This window comes from Nocardiopsis sp. LDBS1602 (assembly GCF_035818715.1).
GTDB classification, from domain to species: domain Bacteria; phylum Actinomycetota; class Actinomycetes; order Streptosporangiales; family Streptosporangiaceae; genus Nocardiopsis; species Nocardiopsis alba.
This window is the reverse complement of the sequence record NZ_JAYLVW010000009.1, coordinates 83,619-105,199: the sequence shown is the minus strand read 5'-3', so window position 1 is coordinate 105,199 and position 21,581 is coordinate 83,619. Positions and strand designations below refer to the sequence as shown.

The window sequence follows — 21,581 nt, the reverse complement described above, 5'->3', positions numbered from 1 at the left end:
AACCATGCGCACACCAGAAACGACACCGGAGGGAGGCGCCTGACATGCTCCCCCTGTTGTCCTCGACCGCCGACGCCATGACGGCCATCGGCGGCACGGACCTCCTCCACCTGGCGGCCGACGCCACCCCGGGAACGACGGAGAACGCCCCCGACACCGGTGGACTCGCGGACTTCCTGCGAGGCTTCTTCGGGCCGCTCTTCCTCGTCATCGTGTCCATCGTCGCGATCTTCTTCCTGTTCACCAGGGAGATCACACGGTTCGCGCAGTTCCTGATCCTGGCGATCTTCATCGGGATCGTCTTCTACGTCCCCGGCATCATCGAGGTCATCGCGGTGGCGCTCGCCCGAGCGATGGGCGTACCGACGGAATAGGCGAGGGAGGCCGGAGACCGTGGATCTGCCCACGTACACCAACATCTGGCGTATCGAGAAGAGGCTCTACAAGCTCTACGATTTCCGGCTGCCCATGCCGCTCCCGGTCGGCACCTTCGGTGTCGCGCTGGGGGTCTTCGCGCTCTGGGTGGTGCTGCTGAGCATCGTCAACGCCCCCTTCGAGTTCGGCAACGGCTGGCACCTGGTGCTGTGGGTCGTGCCACCGGGGGTGATCACCGTGCTGGCGACCCGGCCGGTGATCGAGGGCAAGCGCCTCACGGAGCTGCTCATCTCGCAGGCGCGTTTCCTCACCGAAGCGCGCGTGTACACCAGGCTCGCCCCGGAGTACGAGCCCTCGGAGGTGCGTGTGGCGGTGCGTGTGTGGCACCGCGACCCCGCCGCCGGGCCGCTTCCCCTGCCCCGGGGCGCACGCCGACAGCAGGAGGTCGCCGAGACGGAGGAGGTCGAGGTCTCCGAAGAGGCCTCCACCGAATCCACCGCCCCGAGCGAGCCCGCACGCGATCCGCGCGCCGCCGGAGAGGCCGCGCCGCCGCTGCTCGGTGTGGCCGCCCCCGAGTCCACCGCGAGGGAGGTCGAGCCGCTCCCCGACCCCGGAGACCGTCTCCCCGAACCGGAGAAGACGGTCGAGGCCCCCGACACGCGGGTTCCGGTCACCGCCGGAGCGCCCGCCAAGGAGGACACTGAGGGTACGCGGGGGACCACGGAGGGCCTCGGGGGCGCCCACGTCGCGATGGCGGCCGTAGAGGCCCCCGAGAGCGACGACGGTGCCCGTCCCGGGGTCGGTCGTCGCGTACTCAACTACTTCGGCTTCGCCCTGAACACCGGTGGCGGTGGAGACGGCGAGGCCCGGGAGAAACCCGAGGACGACACTCGGGACCGTGCCGGTGGGGAGGGCTCGAACATCGAGGGAGATGTCTTCGACGAGCCTGTCCACGCCACCGAGGAGGACGAACGGCGCGACCGCGACGAGTGGCTCGCCCGACTGCGCGCCTCCTCCGGTGAGACACCGATCGGTCTGTCCTCCAAGAGCGCCTACACCGAGTCCGACACCGGCGCCATGAGCACCGATGAACTCGCCTCGGCGGTCCGATCGGCCGCCGAGCGTTCCGAGGATCGGCGTCGCGCCGAAGAGATCATGGCCGCGCCCGAGCCGACCGAGAGCCGTTCGGAGTCGACCGCCGCCCGTCGTCTGCGCGGACGAGCCCAGGGCATCCGGGTCGCCAAGGACCTGGCCGACCGCCGGGAGCGCGAGACCGGTCCGGTCGACGTCACCGACGACACACGGGTGGCCGACACGGTCGAACGGGAACCGGTCCGCGAACGGGTCCGTCCCGCCGAACCCCCGATACGCGCGCGGGGTACGGCCCTGCCCGCCACCGAGGACACCGACCCCGTGGACGGGACCGCCGGGCCGAAGGGGCGGCCGCACGCCGCCCCCTGGTCCCTCGACCCGGACGGCGCCGATCGGGAGGGCGCGTCGAGCGACCCCTCTTCCGAAGCGGGCGGCTACCCCGACCTGTCCGACTACGCCGCGCGCTACGCCGAGGCCACGGGCAGGCCCTCAGCGGCCCGCGACGTCTCCCCGGCTCCATGGCTTCCACCGGCGTCCACCACCCCGGAGCGGGAGGAGCCTACCCCCGCGGAAACCGAACGGATCGGCCGGACCGAGGCCGGACCGCAGGCCTCGCACGCCACCGACGGCCTCGGCGAGGCCCGGACCGAGACCGCCGACAGGAGCGGAACGGGACGGGAACCGGAGGGTGAGGAGCGGACCGGACACGACTCCGAGTGGGACGAGCACATGTCCGTGCTCGATCGCCACCTGATCCAGGCCGACACCCCGGCGCCGCCCCGCCCCAAGTTCGCCGACGTCGTTCCCGCGCACGAGCGGGAGAACGAACCGACCGACGACGCGGAGTGGTTCGACGACGGCAAGCGCCGTCACCCCGACCAGCCGAAGGTCGGAGACCGCGACAACCCCGTCATCCCGGCGGAGGAACTGCGGGAGGAGAGCGGCGAGCGGGAGGCGTCCGCCGACGAGCCTCGGACGGAGGACCCCGAGGAGGAGACCAAGCCCGCGACCCAGCTGGATCACGGTACGGGTGAGCTGGTCAGCTTCGTGGAGGTGCGACGGGAGCCCGAGCCGAAACCCGAGCCCGCCCGGGAACCGGAGACGAGAGAGCGGGGGACCGAAGGGGAGAACGGTCGACCGGAGAGGACGGACGCCCCCGTCCCCGCCCCGAAGCCCGAACCGGCCCCTGAGGCCGTCGCCACCGAGGCGCCCGAACCCGCCCCGGAGCCGGAGACGGTCCTGGAGAAGGACCCCGAACCCCGGACGGACGTGGAACCGCGGACCGCCCCCTCCACCGGGACACCGACGAAGGGGGGCGAGGAGACGGCCAAGCCCGCGACCCAGCTGGATCACGGTACGGGTGAGCTGGTCAGCTTCGTGGAGGTGCGACGGGAGCCCGAACCCCGGGTCCGGGCCGGCGCGACCGGGGCCGTGGACGCAGCCGACTCCACGGAGCGCAGCGCCGCGGTCGAGGGAACGAACCGGGAGCGCGTCGAACGACCCGCCCCCGAGAGGCCTCGGAAGGTCGAAGGTCTCCGTTCGAAGGAGAACGCGGCCGCCGCCCTCCGCCCGACCGAGGACGAACTGGCCGAGGCCGAGGAGGCCGCCCTGCGCGCCCGCCGTCGGGCCGACGGAGCCGCCGAGACGGCCATCGCCTCCGAACCGGGGATCACGAAGGAGACCGTCGAGGAGGACGGCCGGCGCACGGAGCCCTACCCCTCGGACACCCCGGAGGACCGGGAGTCCTTCGGCCCGCACGACCCCCACGACGGGGTCTTCCACAAGGTCGCCCAGAACGCCCGCAGGATCGGCCGACTCTTCGGACAGACCGTGCCCGGAGAGGAGCCCGAGCCGCCCGCGCCCCGCACCGCACAGGAGACGAGGGAGGAGCGCGAGGAGACGGCCGATCGGGAGGAGTCCCCCTCCCAGGAGCTGGAGCTCGACCACGGCACCGGAGAACACGATGGCCTGGGGGACACCCCCGGAGGCGGCACCGCGCGCCGGGTCGACCCCGAACCGGCCGAACCCGTCGCCGAGGCCGCGGGCGACTCCGGGGCCACCCGGGGATGGCGCCGGTTGGCGAGGGTCGTCACCGGCGGCGCGGCGCCGATGCGCTCGGACCTGCCCGAGGGCGACATCGAACGGCTCCGCGCACCCCTCGACCGACCCCGGGCCCTGGTGGTCCTCGGATGCACCGGTGGCGCCGGACAGTCGGTGACCGCGCTGATGCTCGGCCACACCCTCGCGGCGCACCGCGACGACAGGGTGGTCGCGGTCGACGTTAACCCGGGCCCCAACGGACTGTCCCGACGGGTCGGGGCCCAGGCGCCGGAGACGCTCACGGCCCTGCTGGCCAACGCCGACGGGATCGACGAGTACGAGCGGATGCGTTCCTACGCGGGGCGCGCCGTGACCGGGCTGGAGGTCGTCCAGACCCTCGACGATCCCTACGTCCAGACCCTGGACGACCGCGACTACGGTCAGCTCGCCGAACTGCTCGGCGGTTTCTACGGTCTGACGTTGCTGGACCCGGCCGCCACCGGTGTGGCGCGGGCCCTGCCGGTCGCGGACGGCCTGGTGCTGGTCGCGCCGGCCAGCGCCGACGCCGAGCGCGCCGTGTCCATGACCTTCGAGTGGTTGGACGGCAACGGATACTCCGCGCTCCGCGCCAACTCGGTGCTCGTGGTCAACGGGGTGAGCAAGCGCAGCCTGCGGGACGTCGACGCCGCCGAGCGGGTGGCCCGAGGCCGCTGCCGCGCGATCGTGCGCATTCCGTGGGACGACCACCTGGGCTCCTCGTACACGAAGATCGACGTGGGCGCGTTGCGCCCCGCGACCAAGAGGGCCCACGGGGCCCTGGGCGGGGTCCTGGTCAACTCGTTGATCTCGACGCCCCGGCACTGAGGTCGGTACACGGCCCGAGGGCCCGCCCCGGATCGGGGCGGGCCCTCGGTGGTTCTCGGTCGCGGGGCGTGTGGAGCTCTCACACGCCCCGAGGCGTTCGTCTCCGGCCCGTTCGAGGCGTCGAACCCGTGGTGTCCGTGCCGGGGTCGGTCGGCCGCTTCGGTACGCGCGGGACGTCTCTCCCACGTTCGCGCGTCCGGGGCCCTACGAGTGCCTGTGGCCGGATGCTAACGACCGGCCGGAGTGGTGTCGGAGGACGCGAGGAAACCCGGGCGAGCCGAGCTCGCGCTGAAGGGTTTGTCGCAGGCGTTCTCCACGCTGTTGTACACGATGAACACGTTGGATCGCGGGAAGGGCGTGATGTTGCCTCCGGATCCGTGCATGCAGTTGGAGTCGAAGACGGTCACGTCGCCGGCCGAACCGGTGAGGACGTCGATGCCGTGCCGTTCGGCCAGCAGGGCCAGCGACGCCTGGTCCGGGGTGCCCACGTGCTGGCTCTTGAGCGAGGACCGGTAGTGGTCCTCCGGAGTCTCGCCGACGCACGAGACGAACGTCTTGTGCGAGCCCGGCATGATCATCAGAGCGCCGTTGTGGGTGTAGTTGTCGGTCAGGGCCACCGAGAAGCTGACCGCGCGCATACGCGGCATGCCGTCCTCGGCGTGCCAGGTCTCGAAGTCGGAGTGCCAGTAGAACGAGCCTCCGCCGAAACCGGGCTTGTAGTTCACCCGGCTCTGGTGCACGTACACGTCGGATCCGAGGATCTGACGGGCACGGTCGACCAGTCGGGGATCGTTGACGAGGTCGGAGAAGACCTCGCTGATCTTGTGCACCTCGAAGACGGAACGGACCTCGTCGGAGGTGGGTTCCACGACGATCCGCTCGTCCTTGCGGAGCGCGCGGTCGTCACTGAGGCGTTTGAGTTCGGCCCGGTACCGCTCGACCTCCTGAGCGTCGACCATCGACGCGACCTGTGTGTAGCCGCGGCGACCATAGTCGCTCAGTTCCTCGGCGGTGAAGGGGCCCGTCGCGTCACCGCTCCAGACCGTGGGGTCCTGACGGTAGAGCAGCGCGGGCTCCGGGGCCTTACGGGTCGGGTACTCGTCCGCGGTCGGAAGATCCATTTGCAGAGTCATGCCGTTCCCCTCGGTGAGGGTCGCTCCTCTCGAATCGGGTTCTCTCCTACGACAGGTGAACCTAACAAATCCGACGGGAGGGCATATTCGAGGCTCGAACGTCCGTTTGTTTACCGGAAGGTCCTCGGGGTATTACTGACATACTATATGGGCGGAAAACGTAAATCCAAGGACCGTTGTTCTCGGGTTTGCGTGAGGTTGGTGAGGCCGTCCCAGGGCTTACCTGCGTCGAATCGCCCAGGGTGACGAATCCGCTGACCCGGGGTCATCGTCCCAGGTCGTCCGGTTGTCACCGTCGACCCTCTCCCCGAGATGCCCGAGCCCCCGGTTTCCATGTGACCTGTTTCACACGAATCTGGTGTGCTGCATGGTTCAAACCGACGAGCTCCCGTTTTGCGCTCCAGTCCCACCCGCTCCGTGTATTTCACGCGGAATTCTCCTGACGGGGTCTGGTGTCGAGGGCTCGATTACCGCACAGTAGGTGCGTCCACTTTTCCTCGACCCGCTCAAGAGGAGAGATAACGTGTCCACCCTCCCCCGTGCGCTCTCGCGCGGCATCGCCGCGGTCTCGGCCGCCGCGATGGCCGTGGTCATCGGATGGTCCGCCCCCGCCGCCGCCGACCACACCCTGCCCCCGAACATCCCCTCGGAGTCCGAGGCCAGGACCCAGCTGGACTCCCTCACCGTCGCCCCCAAGGGCCCCCAGGACGGTTACGACCGAAGCCTCTTCCCCCACTGGAACGTGGTGGAGAGCCCCTGCACCGCCCGACAGGTGGTGCTCCAGCGTGACGGCCACGACGTGGTCACCGACTCCAGGTGCCAGCCCACCTCCGGAAGCTGGTGGAGCGCCTTCGATGACGAGTGGGTCGAGGACGTTCCCGGCGATATCAGCGTCGACCACCTGGTCCCGTTGAGCGAGGCCTGGAAGACCGGGGCCGCCGACTGGTCCACCTCCGAGCGCGCCGACTTCGCCAACGACGTGGAGTCCTCCCAGCTGTGGCTGGCCACCCCGTCCAGCAACGGCGCCAAGGGGGACAAGGACCCCTCGGAATGGATGCCGACCAACACCTCCGTCCACTGTGACTACGTGAAGTCCTGGATCGACGTGAAGCACCGCTACGACCTCACCATCACCTCCACGGAGAAGTCCTCCCTGAACGGCACCCTCGACACCGCCTGCTGATGAGGGATGGGACGGGTGGGCGCGCGTCCGGATGTCGCGTGCCCACCCGGACCCACCGTGATCGGGTTTCCGGCGTGCCGTAACCCCGTTTGCTTCTGCGCCTCGGGCCGCATGCTCCACTATGGACTGGCACGCTCAGCCGCGACGCGACCAGAAGGGCAAGGCGACACGAGATGACCGGCACCAGGGGGACCCGTGGGGCGACCCGCCTCGCGGTCCGCTACTTCGACGACCGTGTGCTCTTCAGCGACACCGAGGCCTGGGCCTACTTCCGACTGCCCACCGTCTCCTACGAGTTCACCACGCCCGAGGAACGGCAGGCGCTCGCCACCAACATCACGATCGCCCTCGCCGCCATCCGGATGAACGACGCCGAGGTGCACCTGAGGGTCGCCCACCGCACCTATCCGGCCGCCCAGTGGGCCACCGAACTGGACGCCACCGCCGACTCCGGACCCGGCTGGTACGACTACCTCGACGAGATGTACCGGCACGTATGGGCCAAGGACTTCTGGACCAAGGAGGTCTACCTCGGGGTGCGGCTGGGCATGCGCAACGCCGGTGGCGGCCTCGGCCTGTTCTCCCAGATCTTCGGCGCCTACCAGCGCACCGAACAGGTCCTCGGCATCAACGACGACGCGGTCGACGACAAGGAGCTCGCCCGCTGGACCGACCAGTCCGAACGTCTGGGCCGGGCCCTGGCCGCCAGCTCCCTGCACGCCCGCCACGCCACCTCCGACGAGATCGCCTGGCTCGTCCGACACTCCGTCACCGGCACCTCCGAGGAGATCCGCCCCTCGGCCGCCGGCCGCCGCACCTGGGGGCGGGGAGAGATCGAGGCGCTCGTCGACGGGGTGGTCCACAACGGGCGTTCCATGCTCAGACTCGAACAACCCTCCGGCTCCACCCACGTCTCCTTCCTCTCCTTCGCCCGATTCCCCGACCTGATGCCCTTCCCCGACGGGGAACCGTGGCTGCACCACGCCGACGCGCTGCCCTTCCCGGTCGAGCTCTCCCTGCGCATGAAGCTCATCCCGCCCGCGAAGGCCTCCAAGGACGTGGGGCGCAAACTCGCGCACGCGCGGGACATGGACGCCCACATCCGCGAGGCCGGAGTGGAGGCGCCCATCGCCCTCGCCGAGCAGATCGACGCCGCCCGCATGCTGGAACACGGCATCACCAAGGAACGCCTGCCGTTCGTCTACGGCTGGCACCGGCTCATGGTCTCCGCGCCCACCGAACGCCTCCTCGTCCAGCAGGTCGAGGCGGTCATGGAGCACTACCGCGACATCGGCATCGACGTCATCAACTCGACCGGCGACCAGCTCTCCCTGTTCAACGAGTCGCTGCCCGGCGACAAGATCCGGCTCAACGCCTACGCGCAACGTCAGCCGCTGCGCACCATCGCGGGCGGCATGCCCACCGCCACCGTCGAGGTCGGCGACCGCACCGACCGGCAGGGCGGTGGCTGGGTGGGCCCCTACGTCGGTGAGACCGTCGGACGGGCGCGCTCCATCGTCCATTTCGACCCCATGGTGGCCGCCGCCCGCAACCGCCCCACCGCCATCGCCATCACCGGTGAGCCCGGCGGCGGCAAGACGACCCTGGCGCTGCTGATGATCTATCAGCTCGCCCTGCGCGGGGTCACCGTCGCCGCCATCGACCCCAAGGGCGACGCCGAGTCCCTCGTCGAACTGCTCAAGCACCGGGGTCGCAAGGCGCGTGTGATGTCGCTGGGCTCGGCCCAGCCCGGACTACTGGACCCCTTCGCGTTCGGCGACGACCTGGCGGCCAAGAAGACCATGGCCACCGAGACCCTGCGTCTGCTCCTGCCCCGCATGAGCGAGGAGCGCGAGTCCGCGATGATCCAGGCCGTGGCCACCGTCGCCAACCAACCCCGGCCCTCCCTGGCCAAGGTCGTCGACCATCTCACCGCCTCCGACGACGCCGCCTCGCGCAACCTCGGCGCGGTGCTCGGATCGATGGCGGAGATGCGTCTGGCCTCCCTGTGCTTCGACCCCCAGGGCGAGGCGCGTATCGACACCGAGGGGTGGACCACCGTCTTCACCCTCGGCGGGCTCACCCTGCCCGACTCCGGGGTCGACCGCGACGACTACTCCTACGAACAGCGCCTGTCCGTGGCCCTGCTCTACCTGGTCTCCCAGTTCGCCCGTCGCCTCATGAACGGCCTGGACCGCCGCCTGCCCAAGGCGATCTTCCTCGACGAGGCCTGGGCGGTCACCTCCACCCCCGAGGGGGCCAAGCTCGTCCCCGAGGTCTCCCGCATGGGCCGTTCTCGCAACACCGCGCTCATCCTCGTCTCCCAGAACGCGGGCGACATGCTCAACGAGCAGGTCACCAACTGTCTGTCCTCGGTGTTCGCCTTCCGCTCCAGCGAGGCGCACGAGGTGGGCAGCGTGATGGACCTGCTCGGCGTGGAGCCGAACGAGGACCATATGGCGGTCCTGCGCAACCTCGGCAACGGCGAATGTCTCTTCCGGGACCTGGACGGTCGCACGGGCAGGATCGGCGTCGACCTGGTCTCCGAATCGCTGCTGCGCTGGCTGGACACCAACCCCACCCGGGAACGGCCCGCCGAGATGGTGTCCACTAACGGCCGTGGGGAGTAGCGCGCGCCGCTGATGGGGATCTAGAGGGGTATCGACCTTCGTGTCCCGAACGCGCCTCGGCGTTCGGGACACCGTCCGACAGACCCCCACCACTCACAAGGGACCCCCATGAGTGAGGACGTCATCCGGCCGCGTACCGTCGTCGACCCCGCCCTGCCCGAGGACGTCCGTGAGGACCTGCTCCGGGCGGCGGCGATCGCACCGCACCGCTTCCACCGCGGGACCACCGCCGAGGACGACGATCCCGCCCGAACGGTGAAGGTCCACGACCGGCTTCGACGTCTGCGCGAGGCGTGGGACCGCATGTCCTGGCTGGTGGGCATCCTGACCACCGTCCTGGTCGTGGCCGGAGGCCGCCCGGGGATCGTGCTCCTCCTGGCCGCCTACGCCCTCACCCCGATCCTTCACCCCGACCTGACGCGCGGGGCCCGATGGATCTGTGGCCTGGCCGGCCTCGGGGCCCTGGCGATCACACCCCTGTGGCTGTTCGGGTCGGTGGACCCGGAGATCCTGGTCGCGGCCCCCGCGGCGCTCCTCGCGCTCCTGGTCGGGACGGTCTCCGTGGACGCCCTCGTCGGCGAGAAGGAGGGACAGCGCACGAGCGACCTTCGAGGCCGAATCCTGTTCCCCGAGGACATCGACCCGGTCGACCACGACGCGCTGGTCGAGGTCCAGCGGACCCTCGACCGTGTGGCCGACGCCCGGGCGGAGTTCGGCGGAGAGGACCCCCTGGACACCGCCCGCGGCCTGGTGGTCCTGCGCGACGAGGAATGGCGGATCGCCACCCTCCTCGCCCGTCGGAGAGAGTTGCGCCGCGACCACCTTCTGCGATGGCAGAGGGCCACCTCGGACCGGGTCAGAGAGGCGTTGCGCCCTCAACGCGAGCATCTGGACGCCATCGAGGGCCATATCCGGTCACGGGTCGCGCGGATCGTCGCCTATGGACGGCTGGTGGAGGAGGCGGTCGCCGCCCATCTGGAGCGGGAACAGTGCGAGGAGGCCGTCGGGGCGCTCACCGAATACGCGGAGTTGCGGGCGGAGGCGTCGCTGCTCCGCGCCGAACCGCCGGAGGTCGTCGAGCTGGCGGACACGGCCGAAGCGGCCCGACGGATCCGCGACGAGAGCGTGGCCCGGGTCCACGCCGCCGCCACGGGGCTCGACCGGGTCGAGCCCGCCGCGGTGTGACCTTCCACCCGGGCGCGGGCGACGTCGACGGGCTTCCGGGGACGGGGCCGGAGGGTGCGGGCGGGCGGTCGAGGGTCCGGTCCTAGCGCGGCCCCCGCGAGACGAACAGGAGCCCGCAGGCGGCCAGGGCGTGCGCCGTCAAGAGCGCGTGCGCCACCAGGGGACCGGCGCCCTCCCCGGTGAACACGCCCCATCCCAGAGCCGCGCCGCTCAGGAGCAGGGCGAGCAGCCCCACCGGGAACGCGGCCCGGTGGCGAACGGCCGGCCCGATCGCGGCACCGGCCGACGACAGTCCGGCCGAGGCCGCGAGCACGGCACCGGTCCATCCGGTTCCGGCACCGAGCGAGGGACCCAGGACGGCGAGGACCGAGAACGCCACGGCGTTGATCCCCCACATCACCGTGACGGCGAGCGAGGAGGCCGATCTCTCCCCCTTCGACCGACCCTCGGAAGGGGAGACGCTGTAACCGACACCGTCGAGGAACCCCCGGGCGGCCTCCGTCGGCATACTCACGACCTTCGACGCGGGCCCTTCGACAGGAGCACGACCGGGAGAGGCCCCCGGAGGGGAGAGCCGCGGTACGGGGGTCCCCGGCGGGGGAGTGGGACGACGGGGTGCGGGGCCGGCGGCTCCGGAAGGCCGACCGCTTCCACCGGGAACGGGCGTACCTCGGCCGGGTGTCACAGCCCCGGCGGGCGGAGGGGCGGGACGTGGCGGGGACGTCGGTCTCCCGCCCGCGGGGACCCCGCCCGGGGGAGTGCCGGAGACGGGACGGCGCGGCGCGGGGACCCCCTCCACCGGGACGCCTCGAGGCGGCGTGCCAGGAAGCGGGACGTGCCGTGTCGGAACCCCGCCCGCCGGGGGACGCGGTACCGGAACCCCGCGTGGCCCCGTGCCCCGGGCCGTCACGCCACCGTAGGGCGCACCACCCGGCGGCGCGCCCCTACGGATCGGCACGTTCTCCAGGGTCTCCGGACGTACGCGATCCAACAACTCCAGAGCGGCCGACGGGGTGGGTCTGGCCGCCGCGTCCCGGGTCAACAGAGCCTCGATCAGCGCCCGCAGGGCCGCGCTCCGAGGGGAGCCCGCCGCCTCGTTCCGGGACAGACGAGGCGGTACCGGCGACGTCAACACCGCGCTGATCATGCCCGTGATGCTGTCCCGTTTGAACGGGGAGCGCCCCTCCAACAGCGAGTACAGCGTCACGCCCAGGCTCCACAGGTCCGAGGCCGGCAGGGCCCGTTCCCCCTCGAACCGCTCCGGGGCCATGTACTCGGGCGAACCGATGTACACCCCGGTCCGCGTGAGCGCGGCGCTCCCGTCGACGTTGGCGATGCCGAAGTCGGTCAGCACCGTCCGCTCGTCCTCGGTGAGCATGATGTTGGCGGGTTTGACGTCACGGTGCGTCACGCCCGCCGCGTGGGCGGCGTGCAGACCGCCCAACAACGCCCGCGCCGCCTTCTCGACCCGTTCCACCCGCATCGTCCCGTGGGCGTCGATGTGCTGTTGCGAAGAGGAACCGCTGAGCAGCTCCATCACGATCCACGGGCTCGACTCGTGCTCGAGCACGTCGTGGACGGTGACCACCGCGGTATGGCTGATCCGGGCGGTCGCCCGGGCCTCGCGCATGGTGCGGGCGTGCGCCTCGATCCGGTCCTCCTCGCTCATGCCGTCGGGGAGCAGGACCTCCTTGACCGCGACGTCCCGTTGGAGGGCGGGGTCCCAGGCACGCCACACCGTGCCCATTCCGCCTACGCCCAGCCGTTCACGAAGCTCGTAGCGGCCGACCGTCGTGTGTTCGGGCGGGGGCATCCGAACGGCCTCCCTTCTGGCGGTGCGGGCCGGCGCGCGGGACTGCCTTCGCGGGAGTGAACGCGCACCACCACGCGCGGGAGAGGGGACCGCCGTTTCGTGGATCGGTCGGAACCGGAACACCACTGTAAACCGGGGGAGGTCGCCCTGCCTCGGGGCTTTACCGCAGGTGACCGATAGTGGTCAGACCTCCGTACCGGTGTTTCGGGCGCTCGGAGACGGCGTTCACGAGCTCGTGGAACGCCGGTGCCCTCAGGGTGCCGAAGAGATCGCCGAGCGGGTCGGAACCGTCCGGGGTCACCGCGCCGTACGTGCCTGGAGGGCGAGCTCGCGCACCGCCTCGGTGTCCCCCGGGTCGAGGAGACGCAGGTGCCCGACCAGCTCCAGCAGCTCCCCTCCGGTCACGTCGAAACGGGCCGTCCCCTGAAGAAGGCCGTGCCGGCCGTCGATACCCGGATACAGGGCCACGACGCGGTCGGTCCCGGGGAGTTCGACGAACAGGGAGTCGCCTTCCGGAACGAAGCCGGGGAGAACGTCGAAGGCGGCCCGGGCCTCCCGCTCGGAGAGCCCCGGAGCCTCGATCGATCGCTCCTCGACGAACCCCTCCTCGACCGTCTCGAAGGGCATGGTGTGGACCTCCACGACCTCCCGATCGTCGTTCATGTAGGCGATCCGGAGCTCCTCCCGGTCGTCGTGGGAACGCACATGCCACGGCCTCCAGCCGGGGCCGTCCAGGACGACGAGTGGCCGGGTGTGATCACCGATCCCGGCCGCGTCCTCGGCCACTCGGTCGAGGGTGCTCCGCTCGGCGATCCCGGCGGTGACGGCCCCGGTGATCAGGAAGGTCGCCGCCAGCGCCGCCGCGGTGCGAAGGATCACCCGGCGGTCGGTACGCCGTACGTCCTCGTCGGGGACGGACCCGGCGTCGAAGGGGAGCCAGTCACGGGAACGTCGACGGCGCTCGCACAGGAACAGGACCGCGCACAGCACGGCCAGGTGCAGGTAGGCGCCGATGATCCACGGGACACCCTCCGCCTCCGGGCCGATGGCGCCGAGGAACGCCCCCGCTCCGGTATCGGAGAGGAACATCGACAAGGGGAGTTGGATCGCGGGCAGCGCCATCGCCAGGTACAGCAGGCAGACGAGGGCCCGGGGCCGTGGCAGGCCCACCCGTCGCAGGAACCGGTGGAGCGGGAAGGCGAGACCCACCAGGCCGACGCCGGCCAGAACGGTGAAGACCGCGGTCGAGGCGTGGGAGTCGACCTGGAAGACGAACACCCCGACGAAGAGGGAGACGAGGAACAGGGGGATCGCGCCGACCACGACGATCGGTGGGAGAAGGAACGCCAGGATCGCCGTCGCCGCGAACGGCGAGGTATCGAGGAACGAGAGGGAGCGGCTCTTCGCGGCGGGGCCGGGGGATCGGGGAGACGAAGGGGACATGCTCGCGGACACCTCCGAGGGAGAGACGGGGGATCGGTGCTCTCCGTCCGATGACGGCACGGGAGGCTCCGGTTCTCTCGGGTCGTGGTGATCGGGGGGATCAGCCGGAACGCGTGGGCAGCGCGTCCAGGAGGATCCGGGCGCTCTCCCGGGCGTGGAGGGCGGACTCGGGCGTGTCGTGGATCGCCGCCAGCATCGTCGCCCCGGCGACCAGGTTGTGCAGTTGACGGGCCAGCGAACCCGGGTCGGGGGCCGTCGTCTCCGCCGCCAGCGTGTACAGGTGGTCTCTAACGGCGGTCATGTGGTCGCGTACGGCCCGGGCGACCGGCTCGGAGTCACGGCCCAGCTCCCCGAAGGCGTTGCTGAAGGGGCAACCGCGGAACTCGGGCAGGGAGTACCAACCGTGCAGCCAGTCGAAGACCGCCAGGACACGTTCCTCGGGGACGGCGTACCGGTCGGTGTGGGCGCGTAAGGCCTCGCGGGCCCGGACGTCCCGTCTGCGCAGGTAGGCCTCGACCAGTTCGGCCTTGGACGGGAAGACCCTGTAGAGCCGTTTGAGCGGAACCCGGGCGGCGTCCCGAATGCGGTCCATGCCCACCGCCTGGATCCCATGGTCGTAGAACAGGGAGTCGGCGGCGTCCAGCACCTGCGCGCGGTCGTCCGTGACGGTGTCCATATCCGGCATCTTCTCGCCCATCCAGGAGAATGTCCGTTCTTCATCGTAGTCCTCGGTGACCGGGCGGCCGGGTGGCCGGGTTCGCGGTCCGCCCTTCGACTGTCCGAGAGGTACAGAGGGAGCCGGAGTGGACGGCGGGGACCGTGGCGGGTCTTCCGTACCCCACTTGAAAAGCTCCGTGCCCGCGGCATAGTCTCGCGGTGTGAGAACGGGCGTTCTCATGTGTACTCAGGGGCGGTCGACCGGTTCGGAGGGGGAACGCGAACGGACGCGCGTCGTCCGGTTCCTCCAGGACGGCCGGGCCGGGTGGCCGTCCCGGGGCGCATGGAGACGTCGGCGGACCTCGGGACGAGGGCGCGAGGAACCGCACGGGGGCCTTCGCGCCCTCGCCTTCGTATGGGCGGCCCCGATCGTGTTCCCCTCGCCTCGCATCCCTCCCCATCGGCCTCCCGGGCCTTCTCCCGACACCACACGCGACGACGGGCTCCCGACCCCACCGCCGGGTTCGAGCGTCCGGATATCGTGGTGCGTCGAGTCGGCCGGTGGGAAAGGTGGCGTATGTCCGTGGCGGTGGATCCGGAGTCGAACGACCTGATCGAGGTGTTCAAGGCCCTCGGCAATCCGGCGCGTCTGCGGATCATGCGATGGCTGAAGGACCCGGAGGAGCACTTCGGCGAGTACGAGCCGATCGCGGATCGTCTGTCGGTGGGCGTGTGCGTCACGCACATCCAGGAGAAGTCGGGGCTCGCCCAGTCGACCGTCTCCAGCTACATGAGCACCTTGGAGCGCGCCGGTCTCGTGCATCCCACCCGGGTGGGCAAGTGGACGCACTACCGGCGTGACGACGAACGGCTGGCCCAGGTGGCGCGGGCGATCGGAACCGATATCTGATTGACGAATCGAAATATGTCGATATGATTCGAGCATGTCGACCTTCGGCGGCGTCCCCACGGCCCTCATCGTCCACGCCCACCCCGAGCCGCACTCCTTCGGTACCGCTCAGATGACCACCGCGGCGCGAACTTTGCACGGCGCGGGATACCACGTCGACGTGCTCGACCTCTACGCCGAAGGATGGGCGCCGGTCCTCCGGCGTGAACAGTTCACGTCCACCGAGGACCGTTTCAAACCGCAGGCCGAACAGGTGCGCGCGGTCCGGGAGGGCACCCTCGACCGCGAGGTCGAAGCCCACCTCCAACGCCTGCTCGCCGCCGACCTGCTCGTCCTGTCGTTCCCGATGTGGTGGTTCTCGATGCCCGCCGTCCTCAAAGGCTGGGTGGACCGGGTCTTCGTGATGGGCGGGGTGTTCGGCGGCGAACACGGGTTCTTCGAAGACGCCGCCCTCACCGGAAGACGCGCGATGCTGCTGTTCACGACCGAAGGCTCCGCCGAGGCCTTCGAGCCGGGCGGCGCCTTCGGTCCGATGGACGACTTCCTGTTCCACATCCATAGGGGCATGCTCGAGTTCGTCGGCTACGAGGTCCTCGACCCCGTGGTCACCCACAAGCCGGTCCGGATGACCGACGAGGAGCGCGGCGTCGCGCTGAAGAGGGTCGAAAGGGCGATCGCCGATGTCGCCGGGGCCGCTACGGCCCCGATCCGCCCCTGACCCGATGGGGTGCCTCCCCGGGGCGTTCTGCGCGGGGACGTGAACGGAGCGCCCCTCGGGGGTGCGAGGGTCGCCTTCGCCTACGGGGCGGCGTGTTTCGGGCCGGCGGCAATCAGGGCTGCGGCCGTCTCGGAAGCCGTGAAAGGAACCGGGTTCCAGTCCGATTGATGGCCTTGTGTCCACTTTTCACTACGAAAGGTGGTGTGACGCCCCTCATAGTCCCCGTCTGGTCAGCAAATTGTGGCCTCGCGGTTTTTGGGAGTTCCGGATGTCCTTTCAAGGTCTCTACCTGGGGAAACATCATGAAAGGTCGCATTCGTACCTGTGCGTCTGTCCCCCGTGAGGGTACGAATCGGAAATCTCATCGAGTTGAACCCATCCACGAGCCCGGTGATGGAGCACCATAGAGGATGGGGTAAAGACATGCGGGGGCCTTGTGGCCGTGCGGTCGTGCGCCTGGAGGCGTGCCGGCGTGTGCGGCGTGAGGCCTCGTGGTCTGCCATCACCCCGGACGAACACACGACGCAGGAGCTCAGCAGATGACGCATCAGCACGTCCACCGGCGGGGATGGCGACGCCTCCTGATGACGTTCCTGATGCTGAGCGGCTTCATCCTGCTACCGCTGAGCGGGGCCACCGCCAACCCCCTGTGCCCGGGGCAGCCGGCGCCCCTCCCCGAATCCGCGGGAAGCGGCTCCGACGGGCTCCTGGTGCCGCCACAGTCCCAGTCCGCCATCGAGGGCTCGCCCGACGGACTTCCCCCCGACGCCAGCATGTACGGCCAGTACGGCACGGCGGGCACCCAGTGGCACATGATCACCGAATCCTGCGTGGACGGGATGGCCAACGGCGCCCAGGCGACGATCGCCAACTCCGCCTGGGACCTGTCCAAGACCATCAACCAGTCCACCATCACCGTCTACCAGGCCGCCACCTCCGACGGGCTGCTCGCCAGCTTCACCGAGACGGTCGAGAACGTCGTCGTCGCCCTCCGAGAGGGCGTCTGGCGGCCGCTGATCCCCACCATCGTCATCCTGGGCGCCATCTGGCTCGGCTGGTACGGGCTCATCCGCAAGCGGATGACGCTCACCATCGAATCCAGCGTGTGGATGGTCGCGGCCACCGCGCTGGGCATGTGGATCCTCATCAACCCCGCCCAGGTCATGGGGCTGGGAAGCACCCTCGTGAACTCGGGGACCCAGCTGGTGACCAGCGCGGTCGGACAGGTCCCCTACGGAGGAGGGTCGGGGGTCTGCCCGGCCGGGGCCGAACCACCCGAACGCGCGGACTGGGAGTCGGAGGCCGACTTCCAGGTGCGCCGCAACGCGGACATGATGTGGTCGAGCCTGGTCTGCCAACCATGGGTCGCGGGACAGTTCGGTAATGGGGAGCTCGCGGAGAATGCTGCGATGCACCATGCGGAAGATCTGATCGCTGCTCAGGGAATCAGCAGAATAGAGCAGCAGCAGATCGCCGATGGTGAGCTCGATGCGGGAACTCTTATTTCGGACAAGCAGGAAGAATACGAGGAGATCGCCTCAAGTGTGGAGACCTCGTATCCGAGTGTCTACCCTCTTTTCTCGGGAGAGGACTCGGGAAGTCGGATCGGGGTGGCGACGCTTGCTCTCTTCGCGTCCATCTTCGCGGGCGGTCTGATCCTGGCGGGTTCGGTCGCCCTCATCGTCTTGAAGATCGGCTTCATGCTGCTCTTCATGCTCTCCCCGATCTTCCTGCTCATCGGGATCCACCCGGGCTATGGGCGTATGGTCCTGCTGCGTTGGGTGGAGCTGATGGTGGGCTTCCTGCTCAAACAGATCTTCGTGGTGCTGCTGATCGCCCTGCTGGTCATGAGCTACGGCATCGTCATGTCGACACCCATCGGGTGGGGACTGCAGATGATCCTGCTGGCCCTGTTCACCCTGGCGCTCTTCATCTACCGCAAGACCTTCGCCTACCTCTTCTCCTCGGTCAACGCGAACAGCTTCACTTCGCGCATCGTCAGTGACGCCGCCCAGAGCCAGGCCCTGGGCAAGAGTGCGGCGGTCCTCCCGCCGGTCGCCTACCTCAAGGCGCAGAACTGGGGCCGTCGTCGCGGCGGAATGATCGCCGGAGCGGCCGCCGGTGTGCCGGCGAACGGAGCCACCCCGGCCGGAGGGGCGACCACGCCCGAGGAGTCCCAGGGCGAGGTCAATGAACCGGTCCGGGCACGAGGTACCGGCGGGCCCGGAGGCTACGGCCGGGTTCGCGACAACGAGACGGCGCCCCCGCTCAACGTCAACCGTCGCGGAGCCACGACGACCTCCACCGCCTCCGGAGGGCGCCCCAACGGGACCGCCCGCACCACGGATCAGGCGCCCAGCCTCTCGGGCGGCGGCGCCGGGGGCGGTTCGAACGGCGCCATCCCGCCCCGCCCGGCCGGAGGTTACACGGGTACCGGGGACAGCGGCTGGGCCTCGGTGTTCGGGACCACAGGGCGGAGCACGGGTTCCGCCCGGAACGAGAGCGGAGGCTCCTCCGGTGGCGTCCTCGGCGGTGCCGCCGGTAACTCTCGCGCGGCCGGCGCCGATCGCCCCGAGCCCAGTACCGGGCGCGGTATCTTCGGCGGCCGTGAGAACACCCCGCCTCGCGGCAACATCGGTGGTCAGGGTTCTCGGTGGGGCTCTCCCAGAGAGAGGCGAGAGCGCCCCGCCCCGCAGCGCCAGACCCGCCCGACGGCCCCTCCGCCGGGCGGTCGTGGGGACCGTGAGGGCGGCTGGCTGAGCGGTTCGGACAAGCGCCGGGACAACGCCCCCATCACCCCGTTCTGGGGCGAGGGTGGAAACTCGACCCGAGACCGTAAGCGCGACGTCCCGTTCTGGTTGAACGACGACTGAGTGACCGAGTAGACGACGAGGCGACCGAGACCGTCATGCCCAACCCTCTCCCCGAACGCACACAACGAATGGTCGTGATCGGACTGATCGCGGCCCTGGCCGGGTTCGGGATCTACGTCAGCCTCGGCGGCTTCGGTGGAGACGAGGACGACGCCGCGGCCCCTCCCCGGGAGACGGCCCCCCTCGAGGAGACGACCGGGGCACCCTCCGGCCCTCGGGGCCTGGCAACGGTCCCTCCCGAGCCGATCACCACCACCGAGGCCGAGGACATGGACGTCCTCTCCTGGTTCCCGTTCGGCGAAGCGGAGTTCCAGGCCGCAGGAGCGACCGCGCAGGCCTTCGCCGAGGCCTACGGGACCATCGACTACTCCCGACCTCCAGAGGACTACTACTCCTCGATGGAGGAGCTGGCCACGAAGGAGTACGCCGAGGTCCTGTCCGAGTCCGAGAGGGCGGGGGCCTTCTGGGAGGAGATGAGCGGCAAGGAGGCGGTCGCCCGGGGCCTGGCCGAGGTCGAGGAGGTCCGGACCTTCGGGGCCGGGTCGATCACCTTCGTGGTCACGGCCCAGTCCATCACCGAGACCGGAGACGCCGAGTTCGACGAGGACCTGGGCGAGTTCGCCGTCACCGTGATCAAGGACGGCGGTTCCTGGGCGGTCTTCGACTTCCAGCCCGCCGACGTCGGACAGTTCGGGGAGGAGTGACACCTTGATCTGGCAGCGGACACCCCCCGCCGCGGAGACGAGCGGTTCCTGGACCGGCCGGATCGGCTGCCTGCTGGCCGTGGCCATGGCGTTCGTCGTTCTCGTGGCGCTGATCTTCATCCCGGTCATCGGAGACCAGGCCGGTCGACTCGGCGCTCTGATGTCGAGCGGGGTGGTCTGTTCCCCCAACGCCGACGCCGAACAGCCGGGGACGAGCGAGTACGCCATGGACTCCATTCCGGAGAACTACCTGGAGCTCTACCGGGAGGCGGGGGAGGACCGAGGGATCCCCTGGAACATCCTGGCGGGGATCGGCCAGGTCGAATCGCACCACGGGCGTTGGGACGGACCCGGTATCACCGAGGGCCACAACGACTGGGGCGCGGCGGGACCGATGCAGTTCGGCTCGTTGGACGGATCGGCCGCGGGGAACAGCTGGGGCGGTGAGCCGATCCAGGACGTGGAGGACCGTCCCGACCAGGGATACGGCGTGGACGGCAACGGGGACGGGATCGTCAACGTGTACGATCCCGCGGACGCCATTCCGGCGGCGGCCGACTATCTGATCTCCCATGGGATCGAGGACGACGTTCGTCAGGCGATCTTCGGATACAACCACGCCTGGTGGTACGTGGACGATGTCCTGGAATGGGCCGAACGGTACTCGGACGGCGATTTCGACACCACGGACTCCATCAGAACGGCGGTCGTCTGCCAATTGGACGGTGAGGGCGCGCCCATCGGCCGTGCCCCCGACGAATTGACGCAGGCCGTGGTCGACTGGGCCCTCGACCAGCGCGGAAAGCCGTATATCTGGGGCGGGACCGGTCCGGACGGTTATGACTGTTCTGGACTGACCATGAAGGCCTACGAGAGCATCGGGGTGACGGTTCCCCGGGTCTCCCAGGATCAATGGTCCTTCGGGCCGGAGATTCCGATGGGCGAGGAACAACCGGGCGACCTGGTCTTCTTCGACGTGACCCGCGCCGGAGAGCCTCCGGGGCCGGGCCATATGGGGATGGTCGTCGGAGATGGATTGATGGTCGAGGCCTGGTGTACCAACTGCGGACCCATCGCGGTGCGCGAGTACGATGACCCGAACCGGGCGGCCATCGTCGGTTTCACCCGACCGCTCGAACATCCCGAAGTGAAGGCCCAGCTGGAAGCGCAGGCGTGACCGTGTCGGAGACGACGACCAGAGAAGAGACGAAGCGCGAGAAGCCTGCGAAGAGAGGGCTGCACGGCTGGAAGGCCGCATTGGCGGTCTGCGGTTGCGGAACCCTCGCGGCCTTCGGGGTCTTCGGTGTGATCGTGGGACTTCTCAGCACTCTGGTCTCGACGGTTTCCTCAGGTGTTCAAGGGAGTTCTTCCACGCCCCCTCCAATCGCTATGACCGGTGCCCCTCAGGAGTCGATCGAACCAGGAGACCTGGACCTTTGTTCACGCAATCTGCCCGCAGCGGCCCAGGTGTCTCTCCTTCCTGCGGAGGGTGGGGAAGATAACTACGAAGATCGAGTCGTCGATGGAGAAAGGCGGGTGAGTGATAGCTGTGTGTGGGAGTTGAGATCTGAATATGACGCAACCGAGTCCTGGAGTCTCGACTACTCCTATGATGCGGTGATCTCTTCCGAAGGTTCGGATCGGATCGACATTGCGAGTTCGGATTATGATCGTGCTGTCGAGTCGCTTGATTCTGAATTTTTTGGAGTTGAGGGTCAAGGGGATTCTAGATTTGCCGACCGATCCTATTTTGTTCATGGAGAGATCTCTCCTGGTGTCACCGGGTATGTTCTATTGCTACAGACCAGGAGTGCTGTGTATAAGATCAAAATAGAAGGGGCTGGGGAAATCCCGGAGCTCCCAATGGAAAAGGAAGCCGAAAAGCTGGTCAGAGTTTCTGAAATTGAATTCGGTATCTGGATACCCGGCGCGGATGAATGAAGGGAGGAACTTGACGGCCT

General features: G+C 69.3%; 15 protein-coding genes. 11 read left to right on the top strand and 4 right to left on the bottom strand.

Going from position 1 to position 21,581, the window contains the following annotated elements; translation table 11 throughout:
• The first annotated feature begins 44 nt into the window (after positions 1-44).
• Positions 45-374, top strand: coding sequence for a hypothetical protein (locus U9J66_RS21905; RefSeq protein WP_014910103.1), 330 nt, complete (start codon positions 45-47; stop codon positions 372-374).
• A 19-nt stretch (positions 375-393) separates the two neighbouring features.
• A complete protein-coding gene (locus U9J66_RS21900; protein WP_326338542.1) occupies positions 394-4,371 on the top strand; it encodes a TcpE family conjugal transfer membrane protein in 3,978 nt (1,325 codons plus the stop codon).
• 227 nt (positions 4,372-4,598) lie between these two features.
• Here U9J66_RS21900 and thpD read toward each other — a convergent pair whose 3' ends face one another.
• Positions 4,599-5,504, bottom strand: a complete 906-nt coding sequence (gene thpD / locus U9J66_RS21895) for an ectoine hydroxylase (RefSeq protein ID WP_237449971.1) — start codon at positions 5,502-5,504, stop codon at positions 4,599-4,601.
• A gap of 523 nt (positions 5,505-6,027) precedes the next feature.
• Between thpD and U9J66_RS21890 the strand changes: the two genes are divergently transcribed.
• The 3 genes from U9J66_RS21890 to U9J66_RS21880 all read left to right on the top strand — a co-directional run bounded on the left by U9J66_RS21890 (position 6,028) and on the right by U9J66_RS21880 (position 10,502).
• Positions 6,028-6,687 carry an HNH endonuclease family protein gene (locus U9J66_RS21890; RefSeq protein WP_014912833.1) on the top strand — a complete coding sequence of 220 codons (660 nt, stop codon included), beginning with the start codon at positions 6,028-6,030 and terminating at the stop codon, positions 6,685-6,687.
• Positions 6,688-6,860: 173 nt separating this feature from the next.
• Entirely contained in the window at positions 6,861-9,317 is a 2,457-nt protein-coding gene (locus U9J66_RS21885; RefSeq protein ID WP_014909395.1) for an ATP-binding protein, read from the top strand.
• Between the two features lie 108 nt (positions 9,318-9,425).
• On the top strand, positions 9,426-10,502 hold the full coding sequence (locus U9J66_RS21880; RefSeq protein WP_326338538.1) for a hypothetical protein: 1,077 nt from the start codon (positions 9,426-9,428) through the stop codon (positions 10,500-10,502).
• Between the two features lie 82 nt (positions 10,503-10,584).
• Here the strand turns inward: U9J66_RS21880 and U9J66_RS21875 are convergent, their stop codons facing one another.
• The 3 genes from U9J66_RS21875 to U9J66_RS21865 all read right to left on the bottom strand — a co-directional run bounded on the left by U9J66_RS21875 (position 10,585) and on the right by U9J66_RS21865 (position 14,434).
• Positions 10,585-12,315, bottom strand: coding sequence for a serine/threonine-protein kinase (locus U9J66_RS21875; protein WP_326338537.1), 1,731 nt, complete (start codon positions 12,313-12,315; stop codon positions 10,585-10,587).
• A gap of 297 nt (positions 12,316-12,612) precedes the next feature.
• Positions 12,613-13,758 (bottom strand): hypothetical protein, encoded by a 1,146-nt coding sequence (locus U9J66_RS21870; RefSeq protein ID WP_326338536.1) that lies wholly within the window; start codon positions 13,756-13,758, stop codon positions 12,613-12,615.
• 100 nt (positions 13,759-13,858) lie between these two features.
• Complete coding sequence (locus U9J66_RS21865; RefSeq protein WP_326338535.1) at positions 13,859-14,434, bottom strand: TetR/AcrR family transcriptional regulator; 576 nt, start codon at positions 14,432-14,434, stop codon at positions 13,859-13,861.
• Between the two features lie 558 nt (positions 14,435-14,992).
• Between U9J66_RS21865 and U9J66_RS21860 the strand changes: the two genes are divergently transcribed.
• The 6 genes from U9J66_RS21860 to U9J66_RS21835 all read left to right on the top strand — a co-directional run bounded on the left by U9J66_RS21860 (position 14,993) and on the right by U9J66_RS21835 (position 21,561).
• Positions 14,993-15,325, top strand: a complete 333-nt coding sequence (locus U9J66_RS21860) for an ArsR/SmtB family transcription factor (RefSeq protein ID WP_017535804.1) — start codon at positions 14,993-14,995, stop codon at positions 15,323-15,325.
• 34 nt (positions 15,326-15,359) lie between these two features.
• On the top strand, positions 15,360-16,043 hold the full coding sequence (locus U9J66_RS21855; RefSeq protein WP_326338534.1) for an NAD(P)H-dependent oxidoreductase: 684 nt from the start codon (positions 15,360-15,362) through the stop codon (positions 16,041-16,043).
• A 539-nt stretch (positions 16,044-16,582) separates the two neighbouring features.
• On the top strand, positions 16,583-18,916 hold the full coding sequence (locus tag U9J66_RS21850) for a type IV secretion system protein (RefSeq protein ID WP_326338533.1): 2,334 nt from the start codon (positions 16,583-16,585) through the stop codon (positions 18,914-18,916).
• A 35-nt stretch (positions 18,917-18,951) separates the two neighbouring features.
• A complete protein-coding gene (locus U9J66_RS21845; RefSeq protein ID WP_326338532.1) occupies positions 18,952-19,620 on the top strand; it encodes a hypothetical protein in 669 nt (222 codons plus the stop codon).
• 4 nt (positions 19,621-19,624) lie between these two features.
• Positions 19,625-20,797 (top strand): C40 family peptidase, encoded by a 1,173-nt coding sequence (locus U9J66_RS21840; protein ID WP_014909201.1) that lies wholly within the window; start codon positions 19,625-19,627, stop codon positions 20,795-20,797.
• A gap of 2 nt (positions 20,798-20,799) precedes the next feature.
• Positions 20,800-21,561 carry a hypothetical protein gene (locus U9J66_RS21835; protein WP_326338531.1) on the top strand — a complete coding sequence of 254 codons (762 nt, stop codon included), beginning with the start codon at positions 20,800-20,802 and terminating at the stop codon, positions 21,559-21,561.
• The last annotated feature ends 20 nt before the right edge of the window (positions 21,562-21,581 follow it).

Bases quoted from the DNA above. Each gene is read 5' to 3' on its own strand.
- U9J66_RS21905 (WP_014910103.1), top strand. From the start codon at position 45: ATGCTCCCCCTGTTGTCCTCGACCGCCGACGCCATGACGGCCATCGGC.
- thpD (WP_237449971.1), bottom strand. From the start codon at position 5,504: ATGACTCTGCAAATGGATCTTCCGACCGCGGACGAGTACCCGACCCGT.
- U9J66_RS21885 (WP_014909395.1), top strand. From the start codon at position 6,861: ATGACCGGCACCAGGGGGACCCGTGGGGCGACCCGCCTCGCGGTCCGC.
- U9J66_RS21880 (WP_326338538.1), top strand. From the start codon at position 9,426: ATGAGTGAGGACGTCATCCGGCCGCGTACCGTCGTCGACCCCGCCCTG.
- U9J66_RS21875 (WP_326338537.1), bottom strand. From the start codon at position 12,315: ATGCCCCCGCCCGAACACACGACGGTCGGCCGCTACGAGCTTCGTGAA.
- U9J66_RS21870 (WP_326338536.1), bottom strand. From the start codon at position 13,758: ATGTCCCCTTCGTCTCCCCGATCCCCCGGCCCCGCCGCGAAGAGCCGC.
- U9J66_RS21865 (WP_326338535.1), bottom strand. From the start codon at position 14,434: ATGGACACCGTCACGGACGACCGCGCGCAGGTGCTGGACGCCGCCGAC.
- U9J66_RS21860 (WP_017535804.1), top strand. From the start codon at position 14,993: ATGTCCGTGGCGGTGGATCCGGAGTCGAACGACCTGATCGAGGTGTTC.
- U9J66_RS21855 (WP_326338534.1), top strand. From the start codon at position 15,360: ATGTCGACCTTCGGCGGCGTCCCCACGGCCCTCATCGTCCACGCCCAC.
- U9J66_RS21850 (WP_326338533.1), top strand. From the start codon at position 16,583: ATGACGCATCAGCACGTCCACCGGCGGGGATGGCGACGCCTCCTGATG.
- U9J66_RS21845 (WP_326338532.1), top strand. From the start codon at position 18,952: ATGCCCAACCCTCTCCCCGAACGCACACAACGAATGGTCGTGATCGGA.